The organism is Duganella vulcania (genome assembly GCF_009857655.1).
In the GTDB taxonomy this organism is placed as follows: Bacteria; Pseudomonadota; Gammaproteobacteria; order Burkholderiales; family Burkholderiaceae_D; genus Rugamonas; species Rugamonas vulcania.
The window spans coordinates 83,255-107,297 of sequence record NZ_WWCX01000014.1 but is presented as its reverse complement, the minus strand read 5'-3'; the positions used below and the strand labels follow the sequence as shown (position 1 = coordinate 107,297).

Sequence of the window (24,043 nt, the reverse complement as noted above, 5' to 3'; positions counted from 1 at the left end):
TCGGGCCGCATCGCCAACGCCGAGGGCCTGGCCGGGCTGGTCGTGGCCGCCTATGAAGGCGCGCTGCTGCAAGCCCGCGTGGCCGGCAGCGTAGCGCCGATGGAGCAGGCCGGCGCCGCCCTGTTCGCGCTGCTGCGCGCACGCTCCCCCGGAGGCCGCCCATGACCAAGCAAGTCCTCACCCTCCAGGCCGCCGACGGCTATCCGGTCGTCGCCACGCTCTACCCGGCCGCCGGCGCGCCGCACGCCCACCTGGTCGTGGCCAGCGCCACCGGCGTGCCGCAGGGTTTCTACCGCCGCTTCGCCGAGTTCGCCGCCGCGCGCGGCTACCGCGTGCTGACGCTGGACTACCGCGGCATCGGTCTGTCGCGCCCGGCCACGCTCAAGGGCTTCGAAGTGGACTTCCTGGACTGGGGCCGGCTCGACCTGGCCGCCGCCGTCGAGCACATGGCCAGCGACGAACTGCCGCTGCTGCTGGTCGGCCATTCCTACGGCGGCCACGCGCTGGGGCTGCTGCCCAACCAGCACAAGGTCGCGGCCTGCTATCTGTTCGGCGTCAGTGCCGGCTGGCACGGCTGGATGCCGCCGCTGGAGCGCGTCAAAGTCTGGCTGACCTGGAACGTGTTCGGCCCGCTGCTGACGCGCTGGAAAGGCTATCTGGCCTGGAGCAAGCTGGGCATGGGCGAAGACCTGCCGCTGACCGTCTACCACCAGTGGAAACGCTGGTGCCGCTACCCGCACTATTTCTTCGACGATCCGGCGATGGCCGGCATCCGCGACAGCTACGACCGGGTGCGCATGCCGGTGCTGGCGGCCAACTCGGTGGACGACCTGTGGGCCGGCCCCGCCTCGCGCGACGCCTTCATGGCCGGCTACCGCAACGCCGCCGTCACCGCCGTCACCATCGATCCGGCGCGGGCCGGCTTCGGCCCCATCGGCCACATGGGCTACTTCAAGGCGCAGGCGCAGCCGCTGTGGGAAGCGGCGCTGGCCTGGTTTCAGACCGAGGTGAGCTCCGCCACGAAGTCGTAGGCGTCGCCGCGGAAATACGAGCGGCAAAACTCCACCACCCGGCCATCGGCCAGGAAGCCCAGCCGCTCGACCGCCAGGCCGGCGTCGGCCTCGCGGGCGTCCAGCAGGCGCGCCTGCTCGGCGTTGAGCAGCAGCGCCGACAGCCGCTGCAACGCCCGCACCGGCCGGTTGCCGCAGCGGTTCAGCGCCTCGTACATCGACTTGTCCACCGACTCCAGCGACGGCAGGCAGCTGCCCGGCACGGCCGCGTACTCCACGCACATCGGCGTGCCGTCGGCGTAGCGGATGCGGTGGAAGCGGTACACCGCCTCGCCCGGGCTCAGGCGCAGCCGCACCGCCTCCTCGCAGGTGGCGATGCCGGTGGCGCGGTGCAGCCAGGTGCTGCTGGGCTGGCGCCCGCGCGCACGCATGTCCTCGGAAAATGAGCTGAGCTTGGAAAAATTCTGCTCGATGCGGGTGTGGTTGATGAAGTTGCCCGAGCCGGGGCGCCGCACCAGCAAGCCCTCCGCCACCAGCCCGTCGAGCGCCTTGCGCACCGTCAGCCGCGACACGTTCAGGTCGCTGGCCAGCTTGCGCTCGGGCGGCAGCGCGTCGTCCGGCAGCAGCACGCGCTGGGCAATGGCCTCGCGCAAGGCACGCTGCAACTGGTGATACAGCGGCAGGCTGCTGCTTTCTCCAAGCACCTTCACGATGTTGGTCAACGTCATCATACGATACCCTCCCGCCACAAATATAGTACCAATTAAGTACCGGAATTTCAGCGCAATCTTGATGTAATTTCAATATTTTGCACCAAACAGGTGAATACTAAGCCATTTTTTGTCTAAAAAACACCACATCGCTATATTTTTTTACAACTGGTAGCGCTCTGGTATCATTGTTTACAGTATATTGGCATCGAACTGGTTTGTTGTTTGGTTTGCAAGGGGGAATCTTGCGAGAGATTCATCATCACAAGAAGTGAACAGGTCCGCATGGGCCATACTGGAGATTTGCAATGACGTTTCAACAGCACGCAGCAAGCAGCACAGCGGCCCGCACCGGCCTGACCCCGATCGCCGCGGCGGTCGGCATGATGATCGCCTTCGCCACGCCGGCGATGGCGCAGACCACCCAGGCCGGCGACGCACCGGCCGTGGTGACCGTCTCGGGCGTCCGCGCCGCCCTGGAACAATCGCTCAAGCAAAAACGCAATGCCGATTCCGTGGTCGAGGTGGTGACCGCCGAAGACATCGGCAAAATGCCCGACAAGAATGTGGCCGACGCCATCCAGCGCCTGCCCGGCGTGAACATCCAGTCGTCGGCCGGCGGCGAAGGCGGCTTCGGCGAGAACGACCGCGTCAGCCTGCGCGGCACCAGCCCCTCGCTGCAGCAAACCCTGTTCAACGGCCACGCCATCAGCACCGGCGACTGGTTCGTGCTGAACCAGTTCGGCGGCAACGTCGGCCGCTCCAGCAGCTTCTCGCTGCTGCCTTCCGAGCTGGTCAGCTCCGTGGTGGTGCATAAGTCGCAGACCGCCGACCTGGTCGAGGGCGGCGTGTCCGGCGCGATCGACGTCATCACCCGCCGCCCGCTGGAATTCAAGAAGGCGCTGACGCTGGAAGCGTCGGTGCAGGCGGTGTACAACGACCTGGCCAAGAAGACCGAGCCGCAATTCTCCGGCCTGTTCGCGTGGAAGAACGACAGCAACACCGCCGGCGTGCTGGTGCAGGCCTTCTCCGAAAAAACCACGGTGCGCCGCGACGGCCAGGAAGTGCTGGGCTATGTCACGGTCGGCAAGAACAGCGCGGCCGCCAAGGCCAATCCGGCGCTGGCCGGCCTGTATGTGCCGACCTTCATCGGCGCCTCGCTGTTCGAGCAGAAGAAAAAACGCGAGGGCGGCGCCTTCGACGCCGAGTTCAAACCGTCGAAAGAGCTGACGCTGGACCTGAACGGCTTCTACTCCAAGCTGGACGCACCGCACCAGAACACCAACTGGCTGGCGGCGCCCGGCAACTCCTTCAACCGCGACAACTTGGTGCCGACCAACGTCACCACCAAGGGCGGCACCATCACCGGCGCCTCCTTCGCCAGCAACTCGGGCGAGGTCGACAACATCTACCGTCCGGACGCCGGCGGCGAAGCCTACTACGTCGACTTCAACTTCCGCTACCGCGCCACGCAGGACCTGACCATCAGCGGCAAGGCCGGCATGACCCACGGCGAAGGCTGGGACCACGGCGACGTCTACTACCAGAACAATGTCAGCGGCGGCATGACCTTCCAGCTGAACGGCCTGAGCCCGGCCAGCGTCTCCTATCCCGGCGGCGTGACCACCAAGCCCGGCAGCACCGCCTGGGCCGGCGGCGGCGAGTCGCAATCGATCGACAAGGAACGCTACGCCCAGCTGGACGGCGAGCTGCGCATCAGCCAGGGCGTGCTCGATTCGGTCAAGTTCGGCGTCCGCGCCACCGACCACAAACGCAGCGCCGAGCATCCGCTGGAATCGAAGCTGGGCCCGCTGGGCGGCAGCAATCCCGGCCCGGCCTGGAGCGGCCAGCAATATCCGAGCGACTTCGCCTCCAACCTGGGCGGCGGCCTGTCGTCGGCCTACTTCCGCTACGACGGCGCGGCGCTGGGCGCCTGGGGCGCGGTGCCGGGCAACCGCGTGATCGACTTCGTGGCGCGCCACAACTGGCAGGATGAATTCAAGGTCAACGAGAAGACCACCGCGGTGTACGGCATGGCCAACCTGACCGGCGACAGCTGGAGCGGCAACGTCGGCCTGCGCGGCGTGCGCACCAGGCAGACCTCGATCGTCAACCTGTCCGGCGGCACCAACCCGATCAAGGGCTCGGCCTTCGGCGACTACACGCCGACGACCTTCGAACGCACCTACAACGACGTGCTGCCAAGCGCGAACATCAAGTACGACGTGAACCAGGACCTGGTGGTGCGCGGCGCGCTGGCGCGGGCGATCTCGCGTCCCGACTACAGCGCGCTGGGCGGCTCGGTGTCGCTGAACGACGATGCGCTCAGCGCATCGGGCGGCAACGTCAAGCTCGATCCGGTCCGCTCCAACAACGCCGAAGTGAGCGCCGAGTGGTACTTCGCGCCGAAGTCCTCGCTGTCGGCCGGCCTGTTCTACATGGACCTGGTGTCGGTGGTGGCGCAGGGCGGCAGCGTGGGCACCTTCTTCAACAACAAGCAAGGCAAGATGACCGAGTACCAGATCACCTCGCCGTACACCACCAGCGGCAAGAACAAGGGCGTGGAGCTGAGCTACCAGCAGCCGCTGTTCAACAGCTTCGGCGTGCTGGCCAACTACACCTACGCGGACGGCAAGCTGGCCGACGGCAGCGAGCTGCTGAACTCCTCGAAGAGCACCTACAACATCACCGGCTTCTACGAGGACGCCAAGTTCAGCGCGCGCCTGGCGTACAACTACCGCTCCAGCTACAAGGCCGGCGTGGACCGTGGCGCCAGCCAGCACGTGAAGGGCGCGGGCAACCTGGCCGCTTCGTTGAACTACAAGATCAACGAGCAGCTGACCATCACCTTCGATGCGCTGAACCTGACCAACACCACCATCAAGATGTACGCGGAAACGCCTGACCAGCCGCGTGCGTTTTACTCGAACGGCCGCACTTTCTACCTGGGCCTGCGCGCCAAGCTGTAAGGCGTAGTGTGTAAAGAGGTAGTAGCACCAAGGTTGGCTGGCCCTTAACTCCCGTGGGGGCCAGCTTTTTTTATTGGGCGGCGGCGCGCGCCAGCAGCAAGGTGCGTTCGCGCTCGTTCTGCGTCAGCTGCGCCGCGCGTTCGAATTCGTGCCGCGCCTCGTCGTGCCGTCCCAGCTTGGACAGGAAATCCCCGCGCACGCTCGGCAGCAGATGGTAGTGCTTCAGCGCCGCCACATCCATCAAGCCATCCACCACTTCCAGCCCCGCTTCCGGTCCGAAGGCCATGGCCAGCGCCACCGCCCGGTTCAGTTCCACCACCGGCGACGGCGTCAGCTGCGCCAGCGCGTCGTACAGCGCGGCGATGCGCTGCCAGTCGGTGTCGGCCGCCAGCCGCGCGCGCGCATGGCAGGCCGCGATGGCCGCCTGCACGCCATACGATCCCAGTCCGCGTCCGGTGCGCTCGGCGCGTTCCAGCGCCGCCAGGCCGCGCCGTATCAGCAGCTGGTCCCAGCGCGCGCGGTCCTGCTCGAGCAAGAGGATGGGCTCGCCCTTGGGGCCGACCCGGGCGCGGGCGCGCGAGGACTGGATCTCCATCAGCGCCACCAGGCCGTGCACTTCCGGCTCGTCCGGCGCCAGCTCGGCCAGGATGCGGCCCAGCCGCAGCGCTTCCTCGCACAGCGCCGGCCGCATCCAGTCGGCGCCGGCGCTGGCGGAATAGCCTTCGTTGTAGATCAGGTAGACCACCTGCAGCACCGAGGCCAGCCGCTCGGCCAGCTCGTGCGCGCGCGGCGCCTCGAACGGCACCTTGGCCTCGGCCAGCGTGCGCTTGGCGCGCACGATGCGCTGCGCCACCGTCGCTTCCGGCACCAGGAAGGCGCGGGCGATCTCGCCGGTGCCCAGGCCGCCCAGCATGCGCAAGGTCAGCGCCACCCGGCCGTCGGTCGGCAGCACCGGATGGCAGGCTACGAACACCAGCCGCAGCAGGTCGTCGCCGATGTCGTTCTCCAGCGCGTCGGCCACCGCCGCGTCGAGGTTGGGCGCGGCGTCCTGCAGCACGCCTTCGATCTCGTAGGTGAGCTCTCCTTCCTTTTCCTGGTGCAGCTGGCGGCGCCGCAGCACGTCCAGCGCGCGGTTCCTGGCGACCGTGGTCAGCCATGCGGCCGGCTGGTCCGGCACGCCGGTGTCGGGCCAGCGCTCCAGCGCCATCACCAGCGCGTCCTGCGCCAGCTCCTCGGCCTGGCCGACGTCGCGCAGCATGCGCGCCAGCACGGCGATGATCTTGGCGGACTCCATCCGCCATACCGCCTCGACGATCTTGTGGACGTCAGCCGCCACGGGCTTTTTTCCTGAAGGCGTCGCGCAGGCCGGCCTCCAGCAGTTCGGCGCGCAGGCGTTCCTCGGCCGCGCGCATCTCGGGTGTGAATTCCTGGTGGGCGATGCGCTCGCACGCTTCGCGGATCTCCAGCGTCAGGTCGCCGGGGCTGGGATAGGGATAGGTCTTGGCCCAGGCGATGGCGTCGTCCAGCGAGGCCGCCTGCAGCATCCAGTAGCCGGCGATCAGTTCCTTGACTTCGGTGAACGGGCCGTCCACCACCGAGGTTTTCGAGTTGGCGAAGTGGACGCGGGTGGCGGAGGCGCTGGCCTTCAGGCCCTCGCCCGCCAGCAGCACGCCCTGCTGCACGCCGGCCTCGTTGTAGGCGTTCATCACGTCGATGACTTCCGGCGGCGGCACCGCGTTGGCTTCGGCGGCCTCGTCGGAGCGGATGAAGACCACGTAGCGCGTGAGCGCCTCGTCACGGCGGGGGATGGTGCCCGCCGCCGTGCCGCGTTCATCGAAGCCGATGCAGTTGCCGGGGCAACCCGCATCGCGGATTTCATACACGGCGCCGCTGTCGAACAACGGCCACCAGCGCACCTGCTCGATGGCGTCCTCCTTCGATGCCGCCTCGATCAGCGTGAAGCCGGCCACCAGCTCCCGGGGCGCGAACGGCCCGTGCTGCTGGCTCCAGACGCCGTCGCGCCGCAGCAGCCGCACCGCTTCCGTGCTGGGCTTGAGAAAAGTTCCCGGCTCCAGCGCCGGCGGCTGTTGGCCGCGTTCGGTGCTCTGGTTGGCGCGGCGCAGTACCATGTATTCCATCGCTAGCTCCTTTTTTCCGCTAAGGTAGCAGCATCACAGGCGGGCGCGCAAGGCTTCTTCCTGCGCGACCAGCTCCGGCGTGGCCGCGTCGCCGAAATCCTCCATCTCGAACACCTGGCGGATTTCGATTTCCGACGGCGTGTCGAACGGATTCGGGCAGCGCTTCATCCATTCGATGGCCTCCTCCTTCGACTTCACCTGCAGCAGCCAGAAGCCGGCGATCAGCTCCTTGGTCTCGGCGAACGGGCCGTCGATGACGGTGCGCTTGGTGCCTTCGTAGCGGATGCGCGCGCCCTTGGAACTGGGATGCACGCCCTCGCCGGCCAGCAGCACGCCGGCGCTCACCAGTTCCTCGTTGAACTTGCCCATCGCGGTCAGCAGCTCGGTGCTCGGCATCTTGCCCGCTTCGGAATCCTCGGTGGCTTTAACGATAATCATGAAACGCATGGTGTTCTCCGCTCAGCCGCAATCGGGCATCTGTTGCTTCATGGCCGCGTCCATTTCCTCACGCGTCATGTCCCTGGTGTGGGTGGCGATCGACCAGACGTGGCCGAACGGGTCGGTGACCTGGGCGTAGCGGTCGCCCCAGAACATGTCGGCCGGCGGCATCTTCTCGGCGGCGCCGGCGGCGATCGCCTGGGCGTAGGTGGCGTCGGCGTCGGGCACGTACATGTGCAGCGTAACCGGGCTGCCCTTCAGCGCCTTGGGGCCGAGGTTGCCGAAGTCACGGAACTCGTCCACCAGCATGACGGTGGAGTCGCCGATGCGGACGGCGGCGTGTATCAGCTTGCCTTCCTGGCCGGGGATGCGCGCGGTTTCCACGGCATTGAACGCTTTTTTATAGAACTCGATGGCGTCCGCCGCACCGTCGACGACCAGGTGCGGGGTGACGCTGTGCATGCCTTCCGGGATAGGATTTACTTTTGCAGTCATGTTGCTCTCCTTTAAGTGAAAGTAGGACCGAGTGAAACGCTCACTCTACCTCCACGACGAAGCAGCAGGCATCAAATCGACAAATAATTTTAAATTTTTTTAAATATTCCGGGGAGCGCTGCCGCGCGGGGCGGCAGCGCGGTGAAACATCAGCAGGCTTTACGGCGGCGCAACGCCGCCAGGCCCACCAGGCCGACACCCAGCATCAGGTAGGCCGACGGTTCCGGCACGGCGGTCGTGACCAGCGTCTGCGTGCCCAGCTGCGTGGTGATGTCCGCCAGGTTGGAGTTCAGGAACAAGGCGTCGGTAAAGCTCAGCGTGCTGGTGCCGGCGCCGATCACGTTGAACGTCAGGTGCGCCAGGCTGCCGCTGCCGCTCATGCCCGGCACCTGGCCGAACTTGCTGCCATACACGTAGGACACCACACCCGGCGTGCCGGTCGCGTCGGCCACGCCGAAGTCGGTGGCGCCGCCGTCCGAACCCAGGAAGGCGCCTTCGCTGCTGCCGGCCACTTGCAGGTAGGCCGGATTGAACACCAGCGAGAAGTTGTAGCCATACAGGTCCGTGACGCCGGCGATGCGGATGTCCAGGTCGATGGTCGAGCCCACCACGCCGCTGGACGGCGTGGCGACGATGCTCAGCACCGGGTCGGCGGCGTAGGCCGACGGCGCGGCGAAGGCGGCGGCCAGCAGCGCGGCGCCGGCCTGGTATTTCCATTCTTTCAAACTCAACATATTGTTTTCCTTTGCCCAACGGGCTTCAATTCAGCATCGGCGCCGGGCCGGGTACACCCGGCGCCGGCGCTGTTCATGTGTGACCGCTTACAGGCGGCAACCGCCCGGTATGCGTTGCGTCTCGGCCGACAAGTCGCGCGCATCCACCACGCCATCCTTGTTCAGGTCGGCGCGCGCGTCGAAGCCGGCCTGGCCGGTGCGCTTGCCCAGCGCGGCCTTGATGATGGCCAGGTCGTCGCAGTTGACCGCGCCGTCGCCGTTGACGTCGCCCACCAGGCGGATCGTGAAGTTGGCGTTCGACACATCGAAGAAGATGTTGTCGACCGCTTCCACCTTGATGCGCGCCATGGCGCTGCCCACCATCGGCAGCGTGACCGCCTTGCTGCCGGTGTTGGGCGTGCTGGCCGCCAGCGTGTACGGATAGGTCTTGCCGCCGTCGGTGGACAGCGTGATCTTCACGTTGGCGGTATTGACCGGCGCCACGTTGGTGTTGGCCACGCTCCAGGTCACGGTCTGGGTCGAGCCGGCGTCCAGCGACACCGCCGTGTTCGGCGACGTCACCAGGAAGGGGCCGGCGTTTGGCGCCAGCACCAGCTTGGTGCCGGCGTTGCCCACGCCGCCACGGCCGTCACGCACGGTCAGGCGGAAGTTCAGCGAGGCCGGACTGGCGTTGGCGCCGTAACCCACGTAATTGGCCGTCGGCAGGAACTCCGAGAAGCACTCGATGTCGGCCGCAGTCGGCGTTGCGGCGGCGGTCGGGCAAACGCCGGTTTCGGCGTTGGTGTTGTTGGCCAGGATCTGCGCCATGTCCGGGAACACGCGGGTCGGATCGGTGCTGACATGGTTCTCGCCCGGCGAACCGTACTTGATGGTGTCGTCGCTGCTGACCACGGCGCGCACGCCGAACTGGCGGAACAGCGGGCCGTTGGTCTTGGCATTGCTGATCAAGCCGGTGCCGGTGCTGTCGGCGCGGTCGTTCTGCTCCCACAGATAAGTCAGCGTGTCGGCTTCGCCGTCGGTGGCGCTGCCGGTCAGCGCGAACGGCGTGCGCACCGGAATGGTGTAGCCCGCCGGCACCGTCACCACCGGCGTGGTATTGCCGGTGAACGACAGCGCGCCGCGGCGGTTGGTGCTGCCGCCGGCCGCGATCTCGCCGACATAGCCGCTGCAACCGCCGCTGCAACCGACCAGCTCCAGCAGCGCAACCCGGGTGCCGGCCAGCGTGCCGCCGAAGGTCAGCGTGACGGCGTTGTCGCTCACGGCGCTGACGGACACGGTGCCGCCCGCAGGCCAGCCGCTGATGCCCTGGATCGCGTTCTTGATGCCGCCGGTGGTGAAGTTGCTGCCGCGGATGATGGGCGCCGAGTCGTGGCCGTTGTAGCGCAACTTGAACTGCTTGGTGTCGCTGAAGTTGGTCAGCGCCACCATCTGCACTTCGTTGATGGTGCTTTCCGCGCTTGACGTGTAGGTGACGATTTCATCGAAGCTGCGCTGCGACCAATAGGCGTCGCTGTGGGTCTGCAGGTTGTCGGTGCCGCAAATGCCGGCGTAGGCCATGATCGACGAGCCGCTGCCCGGTTCCACCGAGGTGCCGGCGTTGCGGTTGCCGCCCGAGCAATTGCTGATCACGCCGTTGAAGGTGTGGTTGCCGGAGAACTGGTGGCCCATTTCGTGCGCCACGTAATCGACCGCGTAGAAGTCGCCGACCGGGGTGGGGATGCCGGTGCAACCCTGCGCCTTGCCGCTGCCGCCCACCACGCCCAGGCTGGCGATGCCGCCGCCGTTGAGGCCGAACGCGATATGGCCGATGTCGAAGTTGCCGGCGCCGGCCAGCAGGCCGGCCACGATGCGGTTACGCGACAGCGTGGGGCTGTCGCAGCCGGCCGCCTGCGCGGTGGTGAAGCAGGCCGCGCCGCCGCAGGGGCCGTTGGCGCCGGTCATCAGGGCGGGGGTGTCCAGGTTCAGCGCGTCGGTATTGTTAATCAACATCAGGCGGATCGCGGTCTCGTCCTCATAGACCTGGGTCACGCGGTTGATCAGCGTGACCTTGGCCGCCGTGACATTGGCCGAGCCGCCGAAATAGGTGGCGTAGGATGGATCGGTGACCAGCGCCAGCCGGTAGGTGCGCAGCTGGTTGCCGGAGGCCGGGGCGGCCACGGCCAGGTCGTCCACCACGTGGTAGGCCGCGGTGCTGGTGGTGTTGCCGTCGGTGGCGCTCACTTCGTAGGCGCCGGTGTTGCGCGACGGATCGGCCACCAGCGTGGTGTTGATCACGCCTTCGGCGTCGGCGTTGACGACCACGCTCTGGCGCGTGGCGCTGTCGCCCTCGTTGCGCACCGAAACCGTGATCGAGGCGCCCGGCGTGAAGCCGGCGCCGCGTACTTCGACCTTGTCGTCGGCGTGGTAGAAGCCCCGCGACAGCGCGATCTGCGCCTCGGTCAGCGGCGCTTCGCGCAGCGCGCCGTGGCTGTTGGGCAGGTCGCGGCTGTGATAGCTGTTGTAGACGCTGTCGTCCAGCGCGGTCTGCGGATCGACATACCAGGCGCCGGCCGGCGTGCGCACCGAGGCGTGCAGGCCCAGCGGCGTGATGTCCATGCGCAGGCTGGCGTTCGGATCGTCGATGCCCTTGCCGGCGTAGGTCTTGATTTCAGGGTGCTTGGCGGCCAGGCCCGCTTCCATGATCGGCGAGTCGACGATGGCGAAGCGCTGGTAGCCGCCGTCCGGGTGCGGCAACGAAATGATCAGCGGGCTGACGGCGGCGGCGTCGGTGCGCTCCAGCGGTGCCGACCGGGCCAGCTGCTTCAGGCCGTTGCGGTTCAGGCTGGCGGCATGGAAGCGGCGCGGGCCGGACGTGCCGGCCGCTTGCGCGCTGCGTCCGCCCGCGGGACCAACGTCCTGCCAGAACTCGCCGGTCGTCTGGCTTGGAGCGGCGGCGGAGCTGGAGATGGTCCAGCCCAATGCCATGAAAGCAATTAACATGCGTCCAGCGGTGGGACGCAGCGTTGCCCTCGCCTTTTTGAGGCGGGGAGTCGATGACGGGTTCACTGAAAGTTTCATGCCTGCTATACCCTTAATGTTATTGTTAATACGAAAGGTTCATTTTTCCTGTGAAATATGCCCAGTGAAACATTCATGCGTTGCGAACAAGACATGCAAAAGTTTCAATTTAAGTATCACTTAATTAATTTGTTGTCACAACAGATTGCGTGGTTTTTTTTCTCGCAGCCAGCAAGCGTGAGCGTTTCAGCCATAGACACAAAAAATCACTGTTGTCTTTAATACACAGCTTTGGTTTGAATGTTAGGAAAAAGCGAAGGGACGATGGCGGGAACTTTCGTTTGTTCACCGCTGAAATTGCACTCCTGTATTATTGCTTCATAAATAAACCAAGAAACGATGGCATGAAACGACTCCGTATTACTTTCCCTGTGGCGCTCGCTGCGCTGGCGGTTTGGCTGGGCCTGACATTGGGCACCGGCAGATTGCTCGGCGGCGGCCAGCTATCGTTGGTTGAATCGGTGGCCGGCGGCATCGGCCCCGGGTGGGTGCTGGCGGCCCTGTTTGCGTCGGCGGTGGCGCTGGCTTCGGCCGACCGCCGGGCAGCCGGCCTGCATGCCCCCGAATCGTGGAAATCGCTGCGGCTGGTCTTGCCGCCCCTGCTCTTCTCGCTGCTGATGCTGCTTGTGGCGTGGGCCGACGGATGGCCGCCGGCAAAAGTGCTGCTGGTCGTCGGCTGCAATACGGCGCTGGTGGCCGTGTCGGAAGAGTTGATGTTCCGGTCGCTATTGCTGCAAGGCCTGCTGGACCGGCACGGGGTATGGCCAGCCGTGCTGGCCTCGTCGCTGTTGTTCGGCGTGGTCCATACCGTCAATGGTTGGGCGAGCGGCGACTTCGGCAGCGCGCTGTGGCAGTCGCTCGCGGCGTCCCTGCAGGGGGTGGGCTACGCCGCCATTTGCCTGCGCACGCGTTCGGTGTGGCCGATGGTGGTGGTGCACGGCCTGTGGGACTTCGCATTGGTGACGTCGGCACTCGCGGCGGCCAGCACCGGCGAGGGTTCGGTGCTGCCGTTTGCCGCGGTGCTAGCGGTGCTGCCGCTTTGCCTGTACGGCGTGTTCCTGCTGCGCGGCAGCCAGCGGGCGCTCGCTTCATGATTGTTTAACGCCGCTGCAAACTGTTTTCAGGGATGGGTTCTTTACGGCGCACTCGGCCAGGCACTACGATCGACGCCTTGCCTCACGCAACCGGAGAACCTCATCATGTCCACGCCAACCGGGAAGCGGCTCGCGCTCCTGTCATCCTGCCTCGCCTTTGTCATCGTCATACTCGATGTCAGCGTGGTCAACGTCGCGCTGCGCAGCCTGCGCGCCGAATTCACCGGCACCATGTCGCAGCTTGAATGGGTGGTCAGCGGCTACACGCTGACCTTCGCCGCCTTCCTGCTGACGGCCGGCGCGCTGGGCGACCGCTTCGGTCCCCGCAAGGTCTTCGTCACCGGCTTCGTGTTGTTCGCGCTGGCCTCCCTGCTGTGCGGCGTCGCCGGCAGCCTGGCCGCGCTGATCGTCTACCGCCTGCTGCAAGGCCTGGGCGCGGCGCTGGTGGTGCCGGCCTCGCTGGCCATCGTCCACCAGGCCTTCCCGGACAAGGACGCGCGCAGCCGGGCGATCAGCCTGTGGGCCGCGTCGGGCGGCATGGCGCTGGCGCTCGGGCCGGTGTTCGGCGGCGTGCTGATCTCGCTAACCGGCTGGCGATCGATCTTCTACGTCAACGTGCCGATCGCGCTGGCCGGCAGCCTGATCGCCTGGCGCTGCGTGAAGGACGCCGCCAGCACGGCCGGCCGCGCGATCGACATTCCGGGACAGCTGCTGGCCGCCCTGGCGCTGGGCGGCTTCACGCTGGCCTTGATACAGGTGAATTCGTCCGGTCCCTATGCGCCGCTGGTGGTGGGCGGGATGATGGTGTTCCTGCTGTCCGGCGCGGCGTTTATCGCGGCCGAAAAGAATATGGCACAGCCCATGCTGCCGCTGCACCTGTTCAGGAATGGCCATTTCGCCTCGTCGGCGCTGGCGGGCATCCTGGTCAACTTCGCGTTCTATGGGCAGATCTTTTTGTTCAGCCTGTTCTTCCAATATGCGTGGGCCTACTCGCCGCTCGACACCGGCCTGGCCTTCCTGCCGATGACCGGCTCCATCATGGCCGCCAACCTGTTGTGCGGAAAGCTGATGGTCAGGCATGGCGACAGGACGGTGCTCGTGTCCGGCATCTCGCTGGCCGCGCTGGGCTACCTGGCGATGCTGCCGTTTGTCGGCGATGGACACTACGCGCACATCGGCGTCCAGTTCGTCGTGGCCGGGCTGGGCATCGGACTGGCGGTGCCGGCGCTGACCAATGCGATGGTGTCGTCAACCGAACAGCGCTACATCGGCGTCGCGTCCGGCGTGCTGAACGCCTCGCGCCAGATCGGCGGCTTGATCGGCGTCGCCACGACGGGCTTGATGGTCGGCGACGTCACGGCCGCGCGCCTGGCCGCCGGCATGGCCCCTGCGTTGTTGTGCGCGATCGCCGCGCTGGCCGTCGGCGCGCTGATCGTGGCGCCCGGTGTCAGGAAAATTCGTCCAGCAGGAATCTGACCAGGGCCTTCAGCGTCGATGGCATGTGGTCCATTTTCCGGTAGACCAGGTGCATGGCGCGGTCGGGGACGCGGTATTCCGGCAGCAGGCGCACCAGCTGGCCGTTTTGCAGCCAGGGTTGCGCCAGCAGTGCCGGTATCAGCGCGATGCCGGCGCCGTTCAGGACCAGTGCACAGGCGCCCTGCGCGTCGTTCACCTGCATCTTGAAGGGGACGCTCACTTTGTGGATCACGTCGCCGCCACCGATGAATTCCCACGTGGTTTGCAGGCGGTTCCAGACGGTCTTGTGATCGAAGTAGGTGGCGATGCACGGATGCCGGGCCAGGTCCTCGGGCGAGGACGGCGGCGGATGGCCGGCCAGGTAAGCGGGCGAGGCGCACAGCACCAGGGAATACGGCCGCAGCGGCCGCGCCACCAGGTTTGAATCGGACAGCGGGCCGAGCCGGATGGCGGCGTCGTAATCGGTCGTGGTCATGTCGACGATGTCGTCGCTGATCGAGACGTCGACGCGGATCTTCGGGAACTGCGCGTAGAACTCGCCCAGCCGCGGCAGCAGCGCGGCGACGCCGAAGGTGCGGGGCGCGGCCAGGTTCAGCGTGCCTTCGGGATTGACGGTGAAATTGGAGGCGGCCTCTCCGCTCTCCCGGACCAGCGCCAGCACGTTCTGGCAGACGCCGTAATAGTAGGCGCCGAAATCGGTGATCGACAGGTTGCGGGTGGTGCGGGCCACCAGCGCGGTGCCCAGGTCGTCCTCGAGATACTTGAGGTAGTTGCTGACCATCGACACGGATAGATTGGAATTCTGCGCTGCCACCGTCAGGCTTTTCTTGTCCACGACCTTGACGAAAATTTGCATCGCCTTCAATTTATCCATTGCTGTCCGCCTTCTGTTCTGATGTTCGACATGCCAGGACGGGTTTCCCTGCTTCACCGCCAGCTTACTTTTTATGCAATGCTACACTGTGAGCCGAAAGGCAGCCACCTTCGCGCAGTTCTTTGGGAGTGGGCGCCCGAAAGCGGTAGAATGATGGGTTACGCGCCGGGGCCGATTTTACCCCTGCAAAACCAGACTCATCGCACCGCCGAAAAAGAACCAATGACCACCGTCCCGACCGAAATCAACGCCGCCGCCGTCAAGAACAGCCCTACCGAAAAAGTCACCCCCATGATGGCTCAGTACCTGAGCATCAAGGCCGAATATCCGGACATGCTGGTGTTCTACCGCATGGGCGACTTCTATGAGCTGTTCCACTCGGACGCGGAAAAGGCGGCGCGCGTGTTGGGCATCACGCTGACCGCGCGCGGCAGCTCGGGCGGCCAGCCGATCAAGATGTGCGGCGTGCCATTCCATTCGCTCGAAGGCTACCTGGCCAAGCTGGTCAAGATTGGCGAGTCGTGCGCGATCTGCGAGCAGATCGGCGATCCGGCCACCAGCAAGGGCCCGGTCGAACGCAAGGTGATGCGCGTGGTCACGCCGGGCACGCTGACCGATGCCGACCTGCTGCCGGAAAAGGCCGAACGTCCGCTGCTGGCGATGTGCATCATCAGCCAGCGCAAGGTGGCCACGGCCGGCCTGGCGTGGCTGTCGCTGGCCAGCGGCGCGTTGAAGCTGATGGAGTTCTCCGGCGACACCCGCACCGTCACCGCCCGCATGCAGCAGGAGCTAGAGCGCATCGCGCCGGCCGAGGTGCTGCGCGGCGATAACGCCGACCTGTTCGAGGAAGATGTCCATTGCCACGTGAACCGCGTGCCGGACTGGCACTTCGACGTGGTCAGCGGCCACAAGTCGCTGCTCGATCAACTCGGCGTGGCGACGCTGACCGGCTTCGGCGCCGATGGCCTGGGCGCGGCGTTCGGCGCGGCCGGCGCGCTGCTGCGCTACGCACAGTCGACGCAGGGACGCGGCCTGCAGCACGTACGCTCGCTGGCCACCGAAACCGAGAATGAATTCATCGGCCTCGATGCCGCCACCCGCCGCAACCTGGAACTGACCGAGACCATCCGCGGCCAGGAGTCGCCCACCCTGTTCTCGCTGCTGGACCACTGCCGCACCGCGATGGGTTCGCGCCTGCTGCGCCACTGGCTGCACCACGCGCGCCGCGACCAGGCCATCGCCCGCTCGCGCCACGAGGCCATCGCCGCCCTGGGCCACGCCGACGCCACCGGCGCGCTGTCGCACACGCTGGCGCAGGTGCCTGATATCGAACGCATCACCACCCGCATCGCGCTGCTGTCGGCGCGTCCGCGCGACCTGGCCAGCCTGCGCGACGGCTTGCAGCAGCTGCCGTCGCTGCGCCAGGCGATGCAGCGCGCGCTGACCGATCCGAACGGCCTGCTGTCCTGCGTCCATGCCGACATGGCCACGCCGGCCGCCTGCCTCGACCTGCTGCAACGCGCGGTGGCGCTGGAGCCGGCCGCGATGGTGCGCGATGGCGGCGTGTTCGCGCGCGGCTTCGACGCGGAGCTCGACGAGCTGCGCGCGCTGTCGGAGAACGCCGGCCAGTTCCTGGTCGATCTCGAAACGCGCGAGCGCGCCCGCACCGGCATCGCCAACCTGCGCGTGGAGTACAACAAGGTGCATGGCTTCTACATCGAGGTCACGCACGGCCAGACCACCAAGGTGCCGGACGACTACCGCCGCCGCCAGACGCTGAAGAACGCGGAGCGCTACATCACGCCGGAGCTGAAGGCCTTCGAGGACAAGGCGCTGTCGGCGCAGGACAAGGCGCTGGCGCGCGAGAAGATGCTGTATGACCAGCTGCTGGGCGACCTGGCGCCGTACATCGGCACGCTGCAGACGATCTCGAAGGCGCTGGCGCAGCTCGACGCCCTGACCTCGCTGACCGACCACGCGCTGCGCCACAACTGGTGCGCGCCGCAGCTGGTCGATACGCCGTGCATCAACATCGTCGAAGGCCGCCATCCGGTGGTGGAGAACCAGATCGAACGCTTCATCGCCAACGATTGCCGCTTCGTCGAAGACCGCCGCCTGCTGCTGATCACCGGCCCTAACATGGGCGGTAAATCGACCTTCATGCGCCAGGTGGCGCTGATCACGCTGCTGGCCTACGTGGGCAGCTACGTGCCGGCCGCCAGCGCGACCATCGGTCCGATCGACCGCATCTTCACCCGCATCGGCGCCACCGACGACCTGGCCGGCGGCCGCTCGACCTTCATGGTGGAGATGACCGAATCGGCCGCGATCCTGAACGGCGCCACCGAACATTCGCTGGTGCTGATGGATGAAGTGGGACGCGGCACCTCGACCTTCGACGGCCTGGCGCTGGCGTGGGCCATCGCGCGCCACCTGATCGACACCAGCCGCAGCTTCTCGCTGTTCGCCACCCACTACTTCGAACTGACGCAGCTGCCGGAGAGCCATCCGACGGCGGCCAACGTGCACCTGTCGGCGGTCGAGCACAAGGACAGCATCGTGTTCCTGCATGCGGTGCAGGATGGTCCGGCGTCGCAGAGCTACGGCTTGCAGGTGGCGCAGCTGGCCGGCGTGCCGCAGCCGGTGATCAAGGCCGCGCGCAAGCATCTGGCGCGGCTCGAGGCGCAGGCGCTGGACGCCACGCCGCAGCTGGACCTGTTCGCCGCGCCGACCGCCGATGCGGACGACGAGGTGCTCGACACGCCGGCGCACAGCGCGCCCGCAGCGGCCAGCCCGGCGATGCGCGAACTGCTCGAGGCGCTCGACGATCTCGATCCCGATGCGCTGACCCCGCGCGAGGCGCTGGAACGCCTGTATCAGCTCAAGCGCCTGACGGAGACGGCGCAGGCATGATGCCGCTGCGCGTCCCTGGCACGGCCACCGCCGCTGCGCCGTTGCGCTACCTGGTCGCGATCGCGGCCGGCGTGACGGCGTTGGCCGCGTCCCAGGCGCAGGCCGCGCAGCCGGCCACGCGCGGCTTCCAGTTCGGCGTGATCGGCCATTCGTTCAAGAGCGGCCCGGATGAATCGGTGCTCAAGCGCGCCATCGCCGGCGTGACGCAGGTCGCGCCGGCCTTCATCGTCGCCACCGGCATCAAGTCCAGCACGGAGCCTTGCAGCGACAGGCTGTATGCCCAGCGCCGCGCGCTGTTGAACGACGCGGCGGCGCCGATGATCGTCTCGCTGGCCGGCAGCGACTGGAGCGGCTGCGTCAATTCCATCGGCCGCTCGAACGCCATCGAGCGCCTGAACCGCCTGCGCGAATTGTTCTACGCCGACGGCGAGTCGCTGGGCGAGCGCCGCCTGCCGATGACGCGCTTGTCGGCCAGCGCCAAGTTCCGCAGCTACGCGGAGAACGCGCACTGGGAATACGGCAAGGTGCTGTTCGCCACCATCAATCTGCCGGCCAACAACAACCACTTCCGCGCCGAGGCAGGCCGCAACAGCGAGTACGAAGACCGGCTGGTCGCCAACCGCGCCTGGCTGCACCGCCTGTTCACGCTGGCCGAGCGGCAGAAGATGCACGGGCTGGTGCTGTTCTCGGACGGCGATGTCGGCGTGCAGGCGGAGCAAGGCTTCTCGCTGCTGCCGAGTTTTCAGTCGAAACAGGATGGCTTCGCCGAACCGCGCCGGCAGATACGGGCGATGGCGGAAAAATTCAAAGGGAAGGTGCTGCTGGTCGATACCCAGGGCGGCGCCGGGACCGAGCCGTCCATCGTCTGGCGCGGCAATGTGGGACATCTGAGCCTGGCCGCGGAGTGGGCCGAGGTGCGCGTCGCGCCCGGCAGCGCCGCCCTGTTCACGCTCAAGGGCGGCGCCGCCGAGGCGACGCAGTAACTTCTACAACTTAGTGGATCGGGTGGATGGCGACGTGATCGCCCTCTTCGCCTTCGTCGTCCTCGTCACCGTGGTGGTGGCCGTGGGCGCCGTGCACGTGGCCGTGGGCGATTTCCTCGTCCGTGGCTTCACGCACTTCGGCCACGTTCAACGAGAAGCGCAGCGCCATGCCGGCCAGCGGGTGGTTGCCGTCCAGGACCACTTTGTCGTCAGCGATATCGGTGACGGTGAAGATCATCGCTTCTTCGCCATCGTCGCCGTCCGGCATGCCTTCGAACTGCATGCCCACTTCCAGCGGCTCAGGCAGGCGGTTGCGTGGCTCGACCTTGACCAGCGCGGCGTCGTAGTCGCCGAACGCATCTTCCGGTTCGATCTGGATGATGGAGGAATAACCGACTTCCTTGCCGTCCAGCTCTTCTTCGATCTTCGGCAGGGTGTTCTCGTAGCCGCCGTGCAGGTAGACCATAGGCTGACGGCCGTCTTCGATCAGATTGTCCTGGGCATCGGACAGCTTGTAATTCACAGTCACGACCGTGTTCTTGGCAATCTTCATTTTGTAATTCCTTTCTGTATATAAGCCCCGGAATTATACCTTGGATCGCCTGCCTGGCCGCCGCCGGCCCGACAATCGGCGCGGCCATGGTTATAATGAGCGCATGAAAAAATTACCTCTCCTCGGCGACATCACGCCGGCGCAGTTCCTGCGCGACTACTGGCACAAAAAGCCCCTGCTGATCCGTAACGCCATCCCCGGCTTCAAGCCGCTGCTGAGCATGGAGGCGCTGACCAAGCTGGCCTCGACCAACCACGCGGAATCGCGCCTGGTGACCAATGTCGACGGCCAGTGGAATATGCAGCACGGCCCGCTGGAGGGCCTGCCGCCGATGGACCAGAAGGAATGGACCGTGCTGGTCCAGGGCGTCAACCTGTTCGACGCCAAGGCCGACGCGCTGCTGCGCCAGTTCCGCTTCCTGCCGGACGCGCGCCTGGACGACCTGATGGTCAGCTTCGCCACCGATGGCGGCGGCGTCGGTCCGCACTTCGATTCCTACGACGTGTTCCTGCTGCAGGCGCAGGGCCAGCGCCGCTGGCAGATCGGCCCGCAGAAGGACCTGAGCCTGGTCGAAGGCCTGCCGCTGAAGATCCTGGCCAATTTCAAGCCGCAAGAGGAGTTCGTGCTCAATCCGGGCGACATGCTGTACCTGCCGCCGCACTACGCGCATGACGGCGTGGCCATCGGCGATTGCCAGACCTATTCGATCGGCTTCCGTTCGCCGTCCTACCAGGAGCTGGGCGAGGCCTTCCTGCAGTTCATGGCCGATTCGATCGACCTGCCGGGCCGCTACGGCGATCCCGACCTGGAGGCGACCTCCAAGCCGGCCGAGATCCCCCGCAACATGCTGAACACGATCGCCGAGGAAATCAACAAGGTCAGCTTCACCGAGGAGGACATCACCATCTTCCTGGGCGAGTACATGTCCGAGCCCAAGCACAATGTGTTCTTCACCGGCCCGGCCAAGCCGCTGACGTTCGGCAAGTTCGGCGAAGCGGTGGCGAAGAAGGGCCTGTCGCTGTCGCGCAAGTCGCAGATGCTGTACCGCGGCAAGCACGTGTTCATCAACGGCGAATCGTTCGGCGTCAGCCGCGCAGACAAGATCACGCTGGAGCTGCTGGCCAACAACCGTGCGCTGACCGGCGCGGAGGTGGCCAAGGCGTCGGACGACGTCATGGACGCTTTGTACACCTGGTATCAGGACGGCTGGATCGAGTTGGGCTAATCACGGGGAGGCGGCATGGACAGGCAGAGATTTCCATTCACCACCAGGGCGGAATTTCTTGAGCACCTGGCCAGCTGCTTCACCCGCGCCGAGCGCACGCTGACGCTGTTCGATCCGGATTTCGCCATCTGGCAACTGGGCAGCAGCGCCACCGACGCCCTGCTGCGCCGATTCCTGCACAATGGCGGCCAGCTGCAACTGGCCGGGCATGACGGCCACCACATCGAACGCGACGCGCCGCGCTTTCTGCGCTTGATCAAGGATTACAGCCATCTGGTGGAGGTGCGCCGTACCAGCCAGCAATTACGCCAGCTGACGGACTCTTTTTGCATCGCCGACGAACGCCATATCGTGCGGCGATTCCACTCGGATCATTTCCGTGGCGAAGCGGTTTTTGACGGGCCGGAAGATACCCAAACCAGTGGTGACCGTTTTATTACGATTTGGTTAGAGTCAACGCCCGGTTTGTTAGCAAACTCAACTGGATTATGATCCAGTTCAAGGTAAAATGCCGGTGTTCGATGCGAACACTGGTATTCTGTGGCGAATCTGCTAAAGTAGAGTCGAAACGGAAAAGTTGCGATATCGCAAAATAGTTGTGGAAACGGCTGTTTCTCCTATTGCGACGCACTAAAAATCGCTATAATATTCGGTTAGGAAGTTTCCGTTGTCTGGCAGGCACCATTTTCGGTACGAAAGCCTTCGAAGACGACCTAATGAGCGATAATTACCGGTAATTATTAATCGCAACAATTGTGTTTAATTTTGAATTAATTAAGGAAAACCCCATGAAAAAATCCCTGCTGATCGTTTCCCTGCTGGCTGTTGCTCTGGCTGCTTGCTCGAAAAAAGAAGAAGCTCCTGCTGCTCCAGCTCCAGTAGCTGCTCCAGAAGCCGCTGCTCCTGCTGCTGCTCCAGCACCTGCTCCAGCTGCTGACGCTTCGGCTCCAGCTGCTGCTGCTCCTGCTGCTTCGGACGCTGCTGCTGCTCCAGCCGCTTCGGCTGCTGCTGCTCCTGCTGCTTCGAAGTAATCAGCTTGTGGAAAAGCCGGCCTTCGGGCCGGTTTTTTTACGCCTGATGCTTTTGCATCCAAGGGGAAAGTTCCATTTGGATGCAGATATAAAAAACCCGCCAGCCTGAACGCACGCAAGATCGCGTTCAGGCTGGCGGGTTTTGTTTTGAATAGCCGGCAATAACCGGCTATCCCTTTATTTCAATTGCTCGTGCAGCAGGGTCAGGATCTTTTCGGCGACCGGAGTGGCTTCCGCTTTGCCGGCATTGCTCAACACGGTAACGGTGCTGCTATTGCCCGCGCCGGCTTTCACCGAAATACGGTAGCGCTGCGCTTCCTTATCGGCTTCCGACGACGAGCCCCAGCTGAACAGCTTGCTGAAGAAGCCCTTGCTTTCGGCGGCATCGTCGACGTAGCGGACGAAGTACGTGCCCTGGGTGCGATCGCGGTCTTCCACGGTGAAGCCGGCGCGGTCCAGCGCCAGGCCCACACGGCGCCAGGCGCGGTCGAAGCCCTCGTCCACCTGCACGGCGCGGTCGGCGCCCGCGCCCACCAGCGACGCATGCTGCGGCTGCACAATCGCGGTATCCACGGCGGACTTGGCTTGCGCCACTTCCGAGCCGTTGCCCAGCTTGGTCATCAGGCGCGCCAGGAATTCAGCTTCCAGGCCGGGATCGTTGGGACGCGGCATCCAGGTGGTCGATTCCTTCTGCGCGCCGGTTGCCACTTCCTGGGCGCCGCGATGGCTGATGTAGATCTCGCTGGCGCCGTCGGCGCGGCGTTCGATGCGGGTGCGGAACTTGTCGCGCTCGCCGCTCGAATAGACCGAGTCAAACACCTTGCCGATGGTGTTGCGGATGAAGTCCTGCGGAATCTTCGCGCGGTTTTCGTTCCATTCGGTTTCCATGGTGCCGGCGGTGGCGTTTTCCTTGGCCAGCACGAAGCCCGAATCTTCCCAGAACTGCTTGAGCTGCGGCCACAGTTGTTCAGGCGTCTGCTTGATCACCAGCCAGCGCTGGTTGCCGTCGCGCTCGACCTTGATGTCGTTGATGCTGGTCGGCACCACCGTGCCGGCGGCAGGCGTGCCCGGCATGATCGCGGCCGGGCCGGTGACGATGCCCTTGGAGGCGTTGTAGCCCGAGGCGGTGGCGATGCCGTTGTTCGAGTCCGGCAGCGAGTAGCGGTTATCTTTCTGCAATTGCGTCAGATCCGGCGGCACGTCCAGCGTGCTGGCCTTCTTGGCGGACTTGTAGTCCACCTTATCGTTGCCGACCACGGAGCTGATCATGCCGCAACCGGTCAAACTGGCCATCAATGCGCCGACTACAACGGCGCGCTGCGAGGAAATAGAAGCTGTCTTGCGAATAGTCATGTCGTTACTGTTTAAGAAGCTGAAAAGCAGCAAATCAGGGATGATCCGAACCGAAGTCGGGGCTTGAGGCTAAGGTTTTTACAGTACGCCGGCTTCTCGCAGGGCCGCGCGTACCGCGTCGTGGCATTCGGCCGCCAGCGGCACCAGTGGCAGGCGGATGCCGGCCGGCATTTTGCCCATTTCCGCCAGCGCCCATTTGACCGGCACCGGATTCGGCTCGATGAACAGTTTCTGGTGCAGCGGGAACATTTTATTGTTCAGCTCGACCGCCTTGGCGATATTGCCGGCGATCGCCGCTTCGCACATGTCGGCCATGTCGCGCGGGGCGACGTTGGCGGTGACGGAGATGTTGCCGGCGCCGCCAGCCAGCATCAGGGCCATCGCGGTCGGATCGTCGCCCGAGTACACGGCGAACGATTTCGGCGCCAGGCGCAGCAGGTCGTAGCCGCGGCCGATGTTGCCGGTCGCGTCCTTGACGCCGACGATGTTCGGGATTTGCGCCAGGCGCAGGATGGTCTCGTTACTCATGTCGGCAACGGTGCGGCCCGGCACGTTGTACAGGATGACCGGCAGGTCCACCGCTTCGGCGATGGCCTTGAAGTGCTGGTACATGCCTTCCTGGGTAGGACGGTTGTAGTAAGGAACCACTTGCAGCGTGGCGTCCGCACCGGCTTCCTTGGCGAAGCGGGTCAGCTTGATCGCCTCGGCGGTGGAGTTGGCGCCGGCGCCGGCGATGATGGGGATGCGGCCCTTGGCGTGGGCAACCGTCGCCTTGATCAGCGCGCAATGCTCTTCCACGCTCACGGTGGCCGATTCGCCGGTGGTGCCGGCGATGACGATGCTGTCCGTACCTTCGGCGATGTGCCAGTCGATCAGCTGATTCAGACCCTCGAAGTCCAGACTGCCGTCTGCGTTCATCGGGGTGACGATTGCTACTATGCTGCCCTTAATCATAGGTAACCACTGCCTGCATAAAGTATAAAACAACGA

At 65.4% G+C, this 24,043-nt stretch carries 20 protein-coding genes; 9 read left to right on the top strand and 11 right to left on the bottom strand.

The window, feature by feature from the left end; genetic code table 11:
* Positions 1-161 precede the first annotated feature (161 nt).
* Positions 162-1,031 carry an alpha/beta hydrolase family protein gene (locus GTP90_RS11645; RefSeq protein ID WP_161083678.1) on the top strand — a complete coding sequence of 290 codons (870 nt, stop codon included), beginning with the start codon at positions 162-164 and terminating at the stop codon, positions 1,029-1,031.
* Here GTP90_RS11645 and GTP90_RS11640 read toward each other — a convergent pair.
* Positions 998-1,741, bottom strand: a complete 744-nt coding sequence (locus GTP90_RS11640; RefSeq protein ID WP_161083677.1) for a GntR family transcriptional regulator — start codon at positions 1,739-1,741, stop codon at positions 998-1,000. The genes GTP90_RS11645 and GTP90_RS11640 overlap by 34 nt on opposite strands.
* A 287-nt stretch (positions 1,742-2,028) precedes the next feature.
* On the opposite strand from GTP90_RS11640, the gene GTP90_RS11635 reads away from it, so the two are divergent.
* Positions 2,029-4,689, top strand: coding sequence for a TonB-dependent receptor (locus tag GTP90_RS11635; RefSeq protein ID WP_161083676.1), 2,661 nt, complete (start codon positions 2,029-2,031; stop codon positions 4,687-4,689).
* Between the two features lie 70 nt (positions 4,690-4,759).
* Here GTP90_RS11635 and GTP90_RS11630 read toward each other — a convergent pair whose 3' ends face one another.
* From GTP90_RS11630 to GTP90_RS11605, 6 genes are all read right to left on the bottom strand, one after another.
* Positions 4,760-5,983: an RNA polymerase sigma factor gene (locus GTP90_RS11630; RefSeq protein ID WP_175048055.1), complete on the bottom strand. Its 1,224-nt coding sequence runs from the start codon at positions 5,981-5,983 to the stop codon at positions 4,760-4,762.
* 31 nt (positions 5,984-6,014) lie between these two features.
* Positions 6,015-6,827, bottom strand: coding sequence for a YciI family protein (locus GTP90_RS11625; RefSeq protein ID WP_161083674.1), 813 nt, complete (start codon positions 6,825-6,827; stop codon positions 6,015-6,017).
* Between the two features lie 33 nt (positions 6,828-6,860).
* The gene (locus GTP90_RS11620) at positions 6,861-7,274 is read right to left on the bottom strand and encodes a YciI family protein (protein WP_161083673.1); all 414 of its coding nucleotides are present in this window, start codon (positions 7,272-7,274) and stop codon (positions 6,861-6,863) included.
* A gap of 12 nt (positions 7,275-7,286) precedes the next feature.
* Positions 7,287-7,760 carry a VOC family protein gene (locus tag GTP90_RS11615; RefSeq protein ID WP_161083672.1) on the bottom strand — a complete coding sequence of 158 codons (474 nt, stop codon included), beginning with the start codon at positions 7,758-7,760 and terminating at the stop codon, positions 7,287-7,289.
* A 149-nt stretch (positions 7,761-7,909) separates the two neighbouring features.
* The gene (locus GTP90_RS11610; protein WP_161083671.1) at positions 7,910-8,494 is read right to left on the bottom strand and encodes a cohesin domain-containing protein; all 585 of its coding nucleotides are present in this window, start codon (positions 8,492-8,494) and stop codon (positions 7,910-7,912) included.
* 87 nt (positions 8,495-8,581) lie between these two features.
* Positions 8,582-11,473, bottom strand: coding sequence for a reprolysin-like metallopeptidase (locus GTP90_RS11605; protein WP_254451828.1), 2,892 nt, complete (start codon positions 11,471-11,473; stop codon positions 8,582-8,584).
* Positions 11,474-11,895: 422 nt separating this feature from the next.
* On the opposite strand from GTP90_RS11605, the gene GTP90_RS11600 reads away from it, so the two are divergent.
* Together GTP90_RS11600 and GTP90_RS11595 are read left to right on the top strand one after the other, a co-directional pair.
* Positions 11,896-12,645 (top strand): CPBP family intramembrane glutamic endopeptidase, encoded by a 750-nt coding sequence (locus GTP90_RS11600; protein ID WP_161083669.1) that lies wholly within the window; start codon positions 11,896-11,898, stop codon positions 12,643-12,645.
* 105 nt (positions 12,646-12,750) lie between these two features.
* Positions 12,751-14,121, top strand: a complete 1,371-nt coding sequence (locus tag GTP90_RS11595) for an MFS transporter (protein WP_161083668.1) — start codon at positions 12,751-12,753, stop codon at positions 14,119-14,121.
* Here GTP90_RS11595 and GTP90_RS11590 read toward each other — a convergent pair.
* Positions 14,093-14,995: a LysR family transcriptional regulator gene (locus GTP90_RS11590; RefSeq protein ID WP_161083667.1), complete on the bottom strand. Its 903-nt coding sequence runs from the start codon at positions 14,993-14,995 to the stop codon at positions 14,093-14,095. The genes GTP90_RS11595 and GTP90_RS11590 overlap by 29 nt on opposite strands.
* A gap of 222 nt (positions 14,996-15,217) precedes the next feature.
* On the opposite strand from GTP90_RS11590, the gene mutS reads away from it, so the two are divergent.
* Together mutS and GTP90_RS11580 are read left to right on the top strand one after the other, a co-directional pair.
* On the top strand, positions 15,218-17,908 hold the full coding sequence (gene mutS, locus GTP90_RS11585) for a DNA mismatch repair protein MutS (RefSeq protein WP_161083666.1): 2,691 nt from the start codon (positions 15,218-15,220) through the stop codon (positions 17,906-17,908).
* The gene (locus GTP90_RS11580) at positions 17,905-18,891 is read left to right on the top strand and encodes a hypothetical protein (protein ID WP_371875045.1); all 987 of its coding nucleotides are present in this window, start codon (positions 17,905-17,907) and stop codon (positions 18,889-18,891) included. The genes mutS and GTP90_RS11580 overlap by 4 nt, the downstream gene beginning before the upstream one ends.
* Positions 18,892-18,901: 10 nt before the next feature.
* On the opposite strand, the gene GTP90_RS11575 is transcribed toward GTP90_RS11580, so the two are convergent.
* On the bottom strand, positions 18,902-19,444 hold the full coding sequence (locus tag GTP90_RS11575) for an FKBP-type peptidyl-prolyl cis-trans isomerase (RefSeq protein WP_161083665.1): 543 nt from the start codon (positions 19,442-19,444) through the stop codon (positions 18,902-18,904).
* A gap of 103 nt (positions 19,445-19,547) precedes the next feature.
* On the opposite strand from GTP90_RS11575, the gene GTP90_RS11570 reads away from it, so the two are divergent.
* The 3 genes from GTP90_RS11570 (at position 19,548) to GTP90_RS36905 (ending at position 21,700) form a co-directional block, all read left to right on the top strand.
* Positions 19,548-20,669, top strand: coding sequence for a cupin domain-containing protein (locus GTP90_RS11570; RefSeq protein ID WP_161083664.1), 1,122 nt, complete (start codon positions 19,548-19,550; stop codon positions 20,667-20,669).
* 15 nt (positions 20,670-20,684) lie between these two features.
* Positions 20,685-21,161 carry a DUF7931 domain-containing protein gene (locus GTP90_RS11565; RefSeq protein WP_161083663.1) on the top strand — a complete coding sequence of 159 codons (477 nt, stop codon included), beginning with the start codon at positions 20,685-20,687 and terminating at the stop codon, positions 21,159-21,161.
* Between the two features lie 296 nt (positions 21,162-21,457).
* A complete protein-coding gene (locus GTP90_RS36905; protein WP_161083662.1) occupies positions 21,458-21,700 on the top strand; it encodes a hypothetical protein in 243 nt (80 codons plus the stop codon).
* A gap of 177 nt (positions 21,701-21,877) precedes the next feature.
* Here GTP90_RS36905 and bamC read toward each other — a convergent pair whose 3' ends face one another.
* Both bamC and dapA read right to left on the bottom strand, forming a co-directional pair.
* Complete coding sequence (gene bamC / locus GTP90_RS11555; RefSeq protein ID WP_161083661.1) at positions 21,878-22,993, bottom strand: NlpB/DapX family lipoprotein; 1,116 nt, start codon at positions 22,991-22,993, stop codon at positions 21,878-21,880.
* A 138-nt stretch (positions 22,994-23,131) separates the two neighbouring features.
* Positions 23,132-24,007 carry a 4-hydroxy-tetrahydrodipicolinate synthase gene (dapA, locus tag GTP90_RS11550; RefSeq protein ID WP_161083660.1) on the bottom strand — a complete coding sequence of 292 codons (876 nt, stop codon included), beginning with the start codon at positions 24,005-24,007 and terminating at the stop codon, positions 23,132-23,134.
* Positions 24,008-24,043 lie beyond the last annotated feature (36 nt).

What these genes read in the sequence shown, in the direction of transcription:
- GTP90_RS11645 (WP_161083678.1), top strand. Translation starts at nt 162, where the DNA reads ATGACCAAGCAAGTCCTCACCCTCCAGGCCGCCGACGGCTATCCGGTC.
- GTP90_RS11640 (WP_161083677.1), bottom strand. Translation starts at nt 1,741, where the DNA reads ATGATGACGTTGACCAACATCGTGAAGGTGCTTGGAGAAAGCAGCAGC.
- GTP90_RS11635 (WP_161083676.1), top strand. Translation starts at nt 2,029, where the DNA reads ATGACGTTTCAACAGCACGCAGCAAGCAGCACAGCGGCCCGCACCGGC.
- GTP90_RS11630 (WP_175048055.1), bottom strand. Translation starts at nt 5,983, where the DNA reads ATGGAGTCCGCCAAGATCATCGCCGTGCTGGCGCGCATGCTGCGCGAC.
- GTP90_RS11625 (WP_161083674.1), bottom strand. Translation starts at nt 6,827, where the DNA reads ATGGAATACATGGTACTGCGCCGCGCCAACCAGAGCACCGAACGCGGC.
- GTP90_RS11620 (WP_161083673.1), bottom strand. Translation starts at nt 7,274, where the DNA reads ATGCGTTTCATGATTATCGTTAAAGCCACCGAGGATTCCGAAGCGGGC.
- GTP90_RS11615 (WP_161083672.1), bottom strand. Translation starts at nt 7,760, where the DNA reads ATGACTGCAAAAGTAAATCCTATCCCGGAAGGCATGCACAGCGTCACC.
- GTP90_RS11610 (WP_161083671.1), bottom strand. Translation starts at nt 8,494, where the DNA reads ATGTTGAGTTTGAAAGAATGGAAATACCAGGCCGGCGCCGCGCTGCTG.
- GTP90_RS11605 (WP_254451828.1), bottom strand. Translation starts at nt 11,473, where the DNA reads ATGTTAATTGCTTTCATGGCATTGGGCTGGACCATCTCCAGCTCCGCC.
- GTP90_RS11600 (WP_161083669.1), top strand. Translation starts at nt 11,896, where the DNA reads ATGAAACGACTCCGTATTACTTTCCCTGTGGCGCTCGCTGCGCTGGCG.
- GTP90_RS11595 (WP_161083668.1), top strand. Translation starts at nt 12,751, where the DNA reads ATGTCCACGCCAACCGGGAAGCGGCTCGCGCTCCTGTCATCCTGCCTC.
- GTP90_RS11590 (WP_161083667.1), bottom strand. Translation starts at nt 14,995, where the DNA reads ATGGATAAATTGAAGGCGATGCAAATTTTCGTCAAGGTCGTGGACAAG.
- mutS (WP_161083666.1), top strand. Translation starts at nt 15,218, where the DNA reads ATGACCACCGTCCCGACCGAAATCAACGCCGCCGCCGTCAAGAACAGC.
- GTP90_RS11580 (WP_371875045.1), top strand. Translation starts at nt 17,905, where the DNA reads ATGATGCCGCTGCGCGTCCCTGGCACGGCCACCGCCGCTGCGCCGTTG.
- GTP90_RS11575 (WP_161083665.1), bottom strand. Translation starts at nt 19,444, where the DNA reads ATGAAGATTGCCAAGAACACGGTCGTGACTGTGAATTACAAGCTGTCC.
- GTP90_RS11570 (WP_161083664.1), top strand. Translation starts at nt 19,548, where the DNA reads ATGAAAAAATTACCTCTCCTCGGCGACATCACGCCGGCGCAGTTCCTG.
- GTP90_RS11565 (WP_161083663.1), top strand. Translation starts at nt 20,685, where the DNA reads ATGGACAGGCAGAGATTTCCATTCACCACCAGGGCGGAATTTCTTGAG.
- GTP90_RS36905 (WP_161083662.1), top strand. Translation starts at nt 21,458, where the DNA reads ATGAAAAAATCCCTGCTGATCGTTTCCCTGCTGGCTGTTGCTCTGGCT.
- bamC (WP_161083661.1), bottom strand. Translation starts at nt 22,993, where the DNA reads ATGGCCAGTTTGACCGGTTGCGGCATGATCAGCTCCGTGGTCGGCAAC.
- dapA (WP_161083660.1), bottom strand. Translation starts at nt 24,007, where the DNA reads ATGATTAAGGGCAGCATAGTAGCAATCGTCACCCCGATGAACGCAGAC.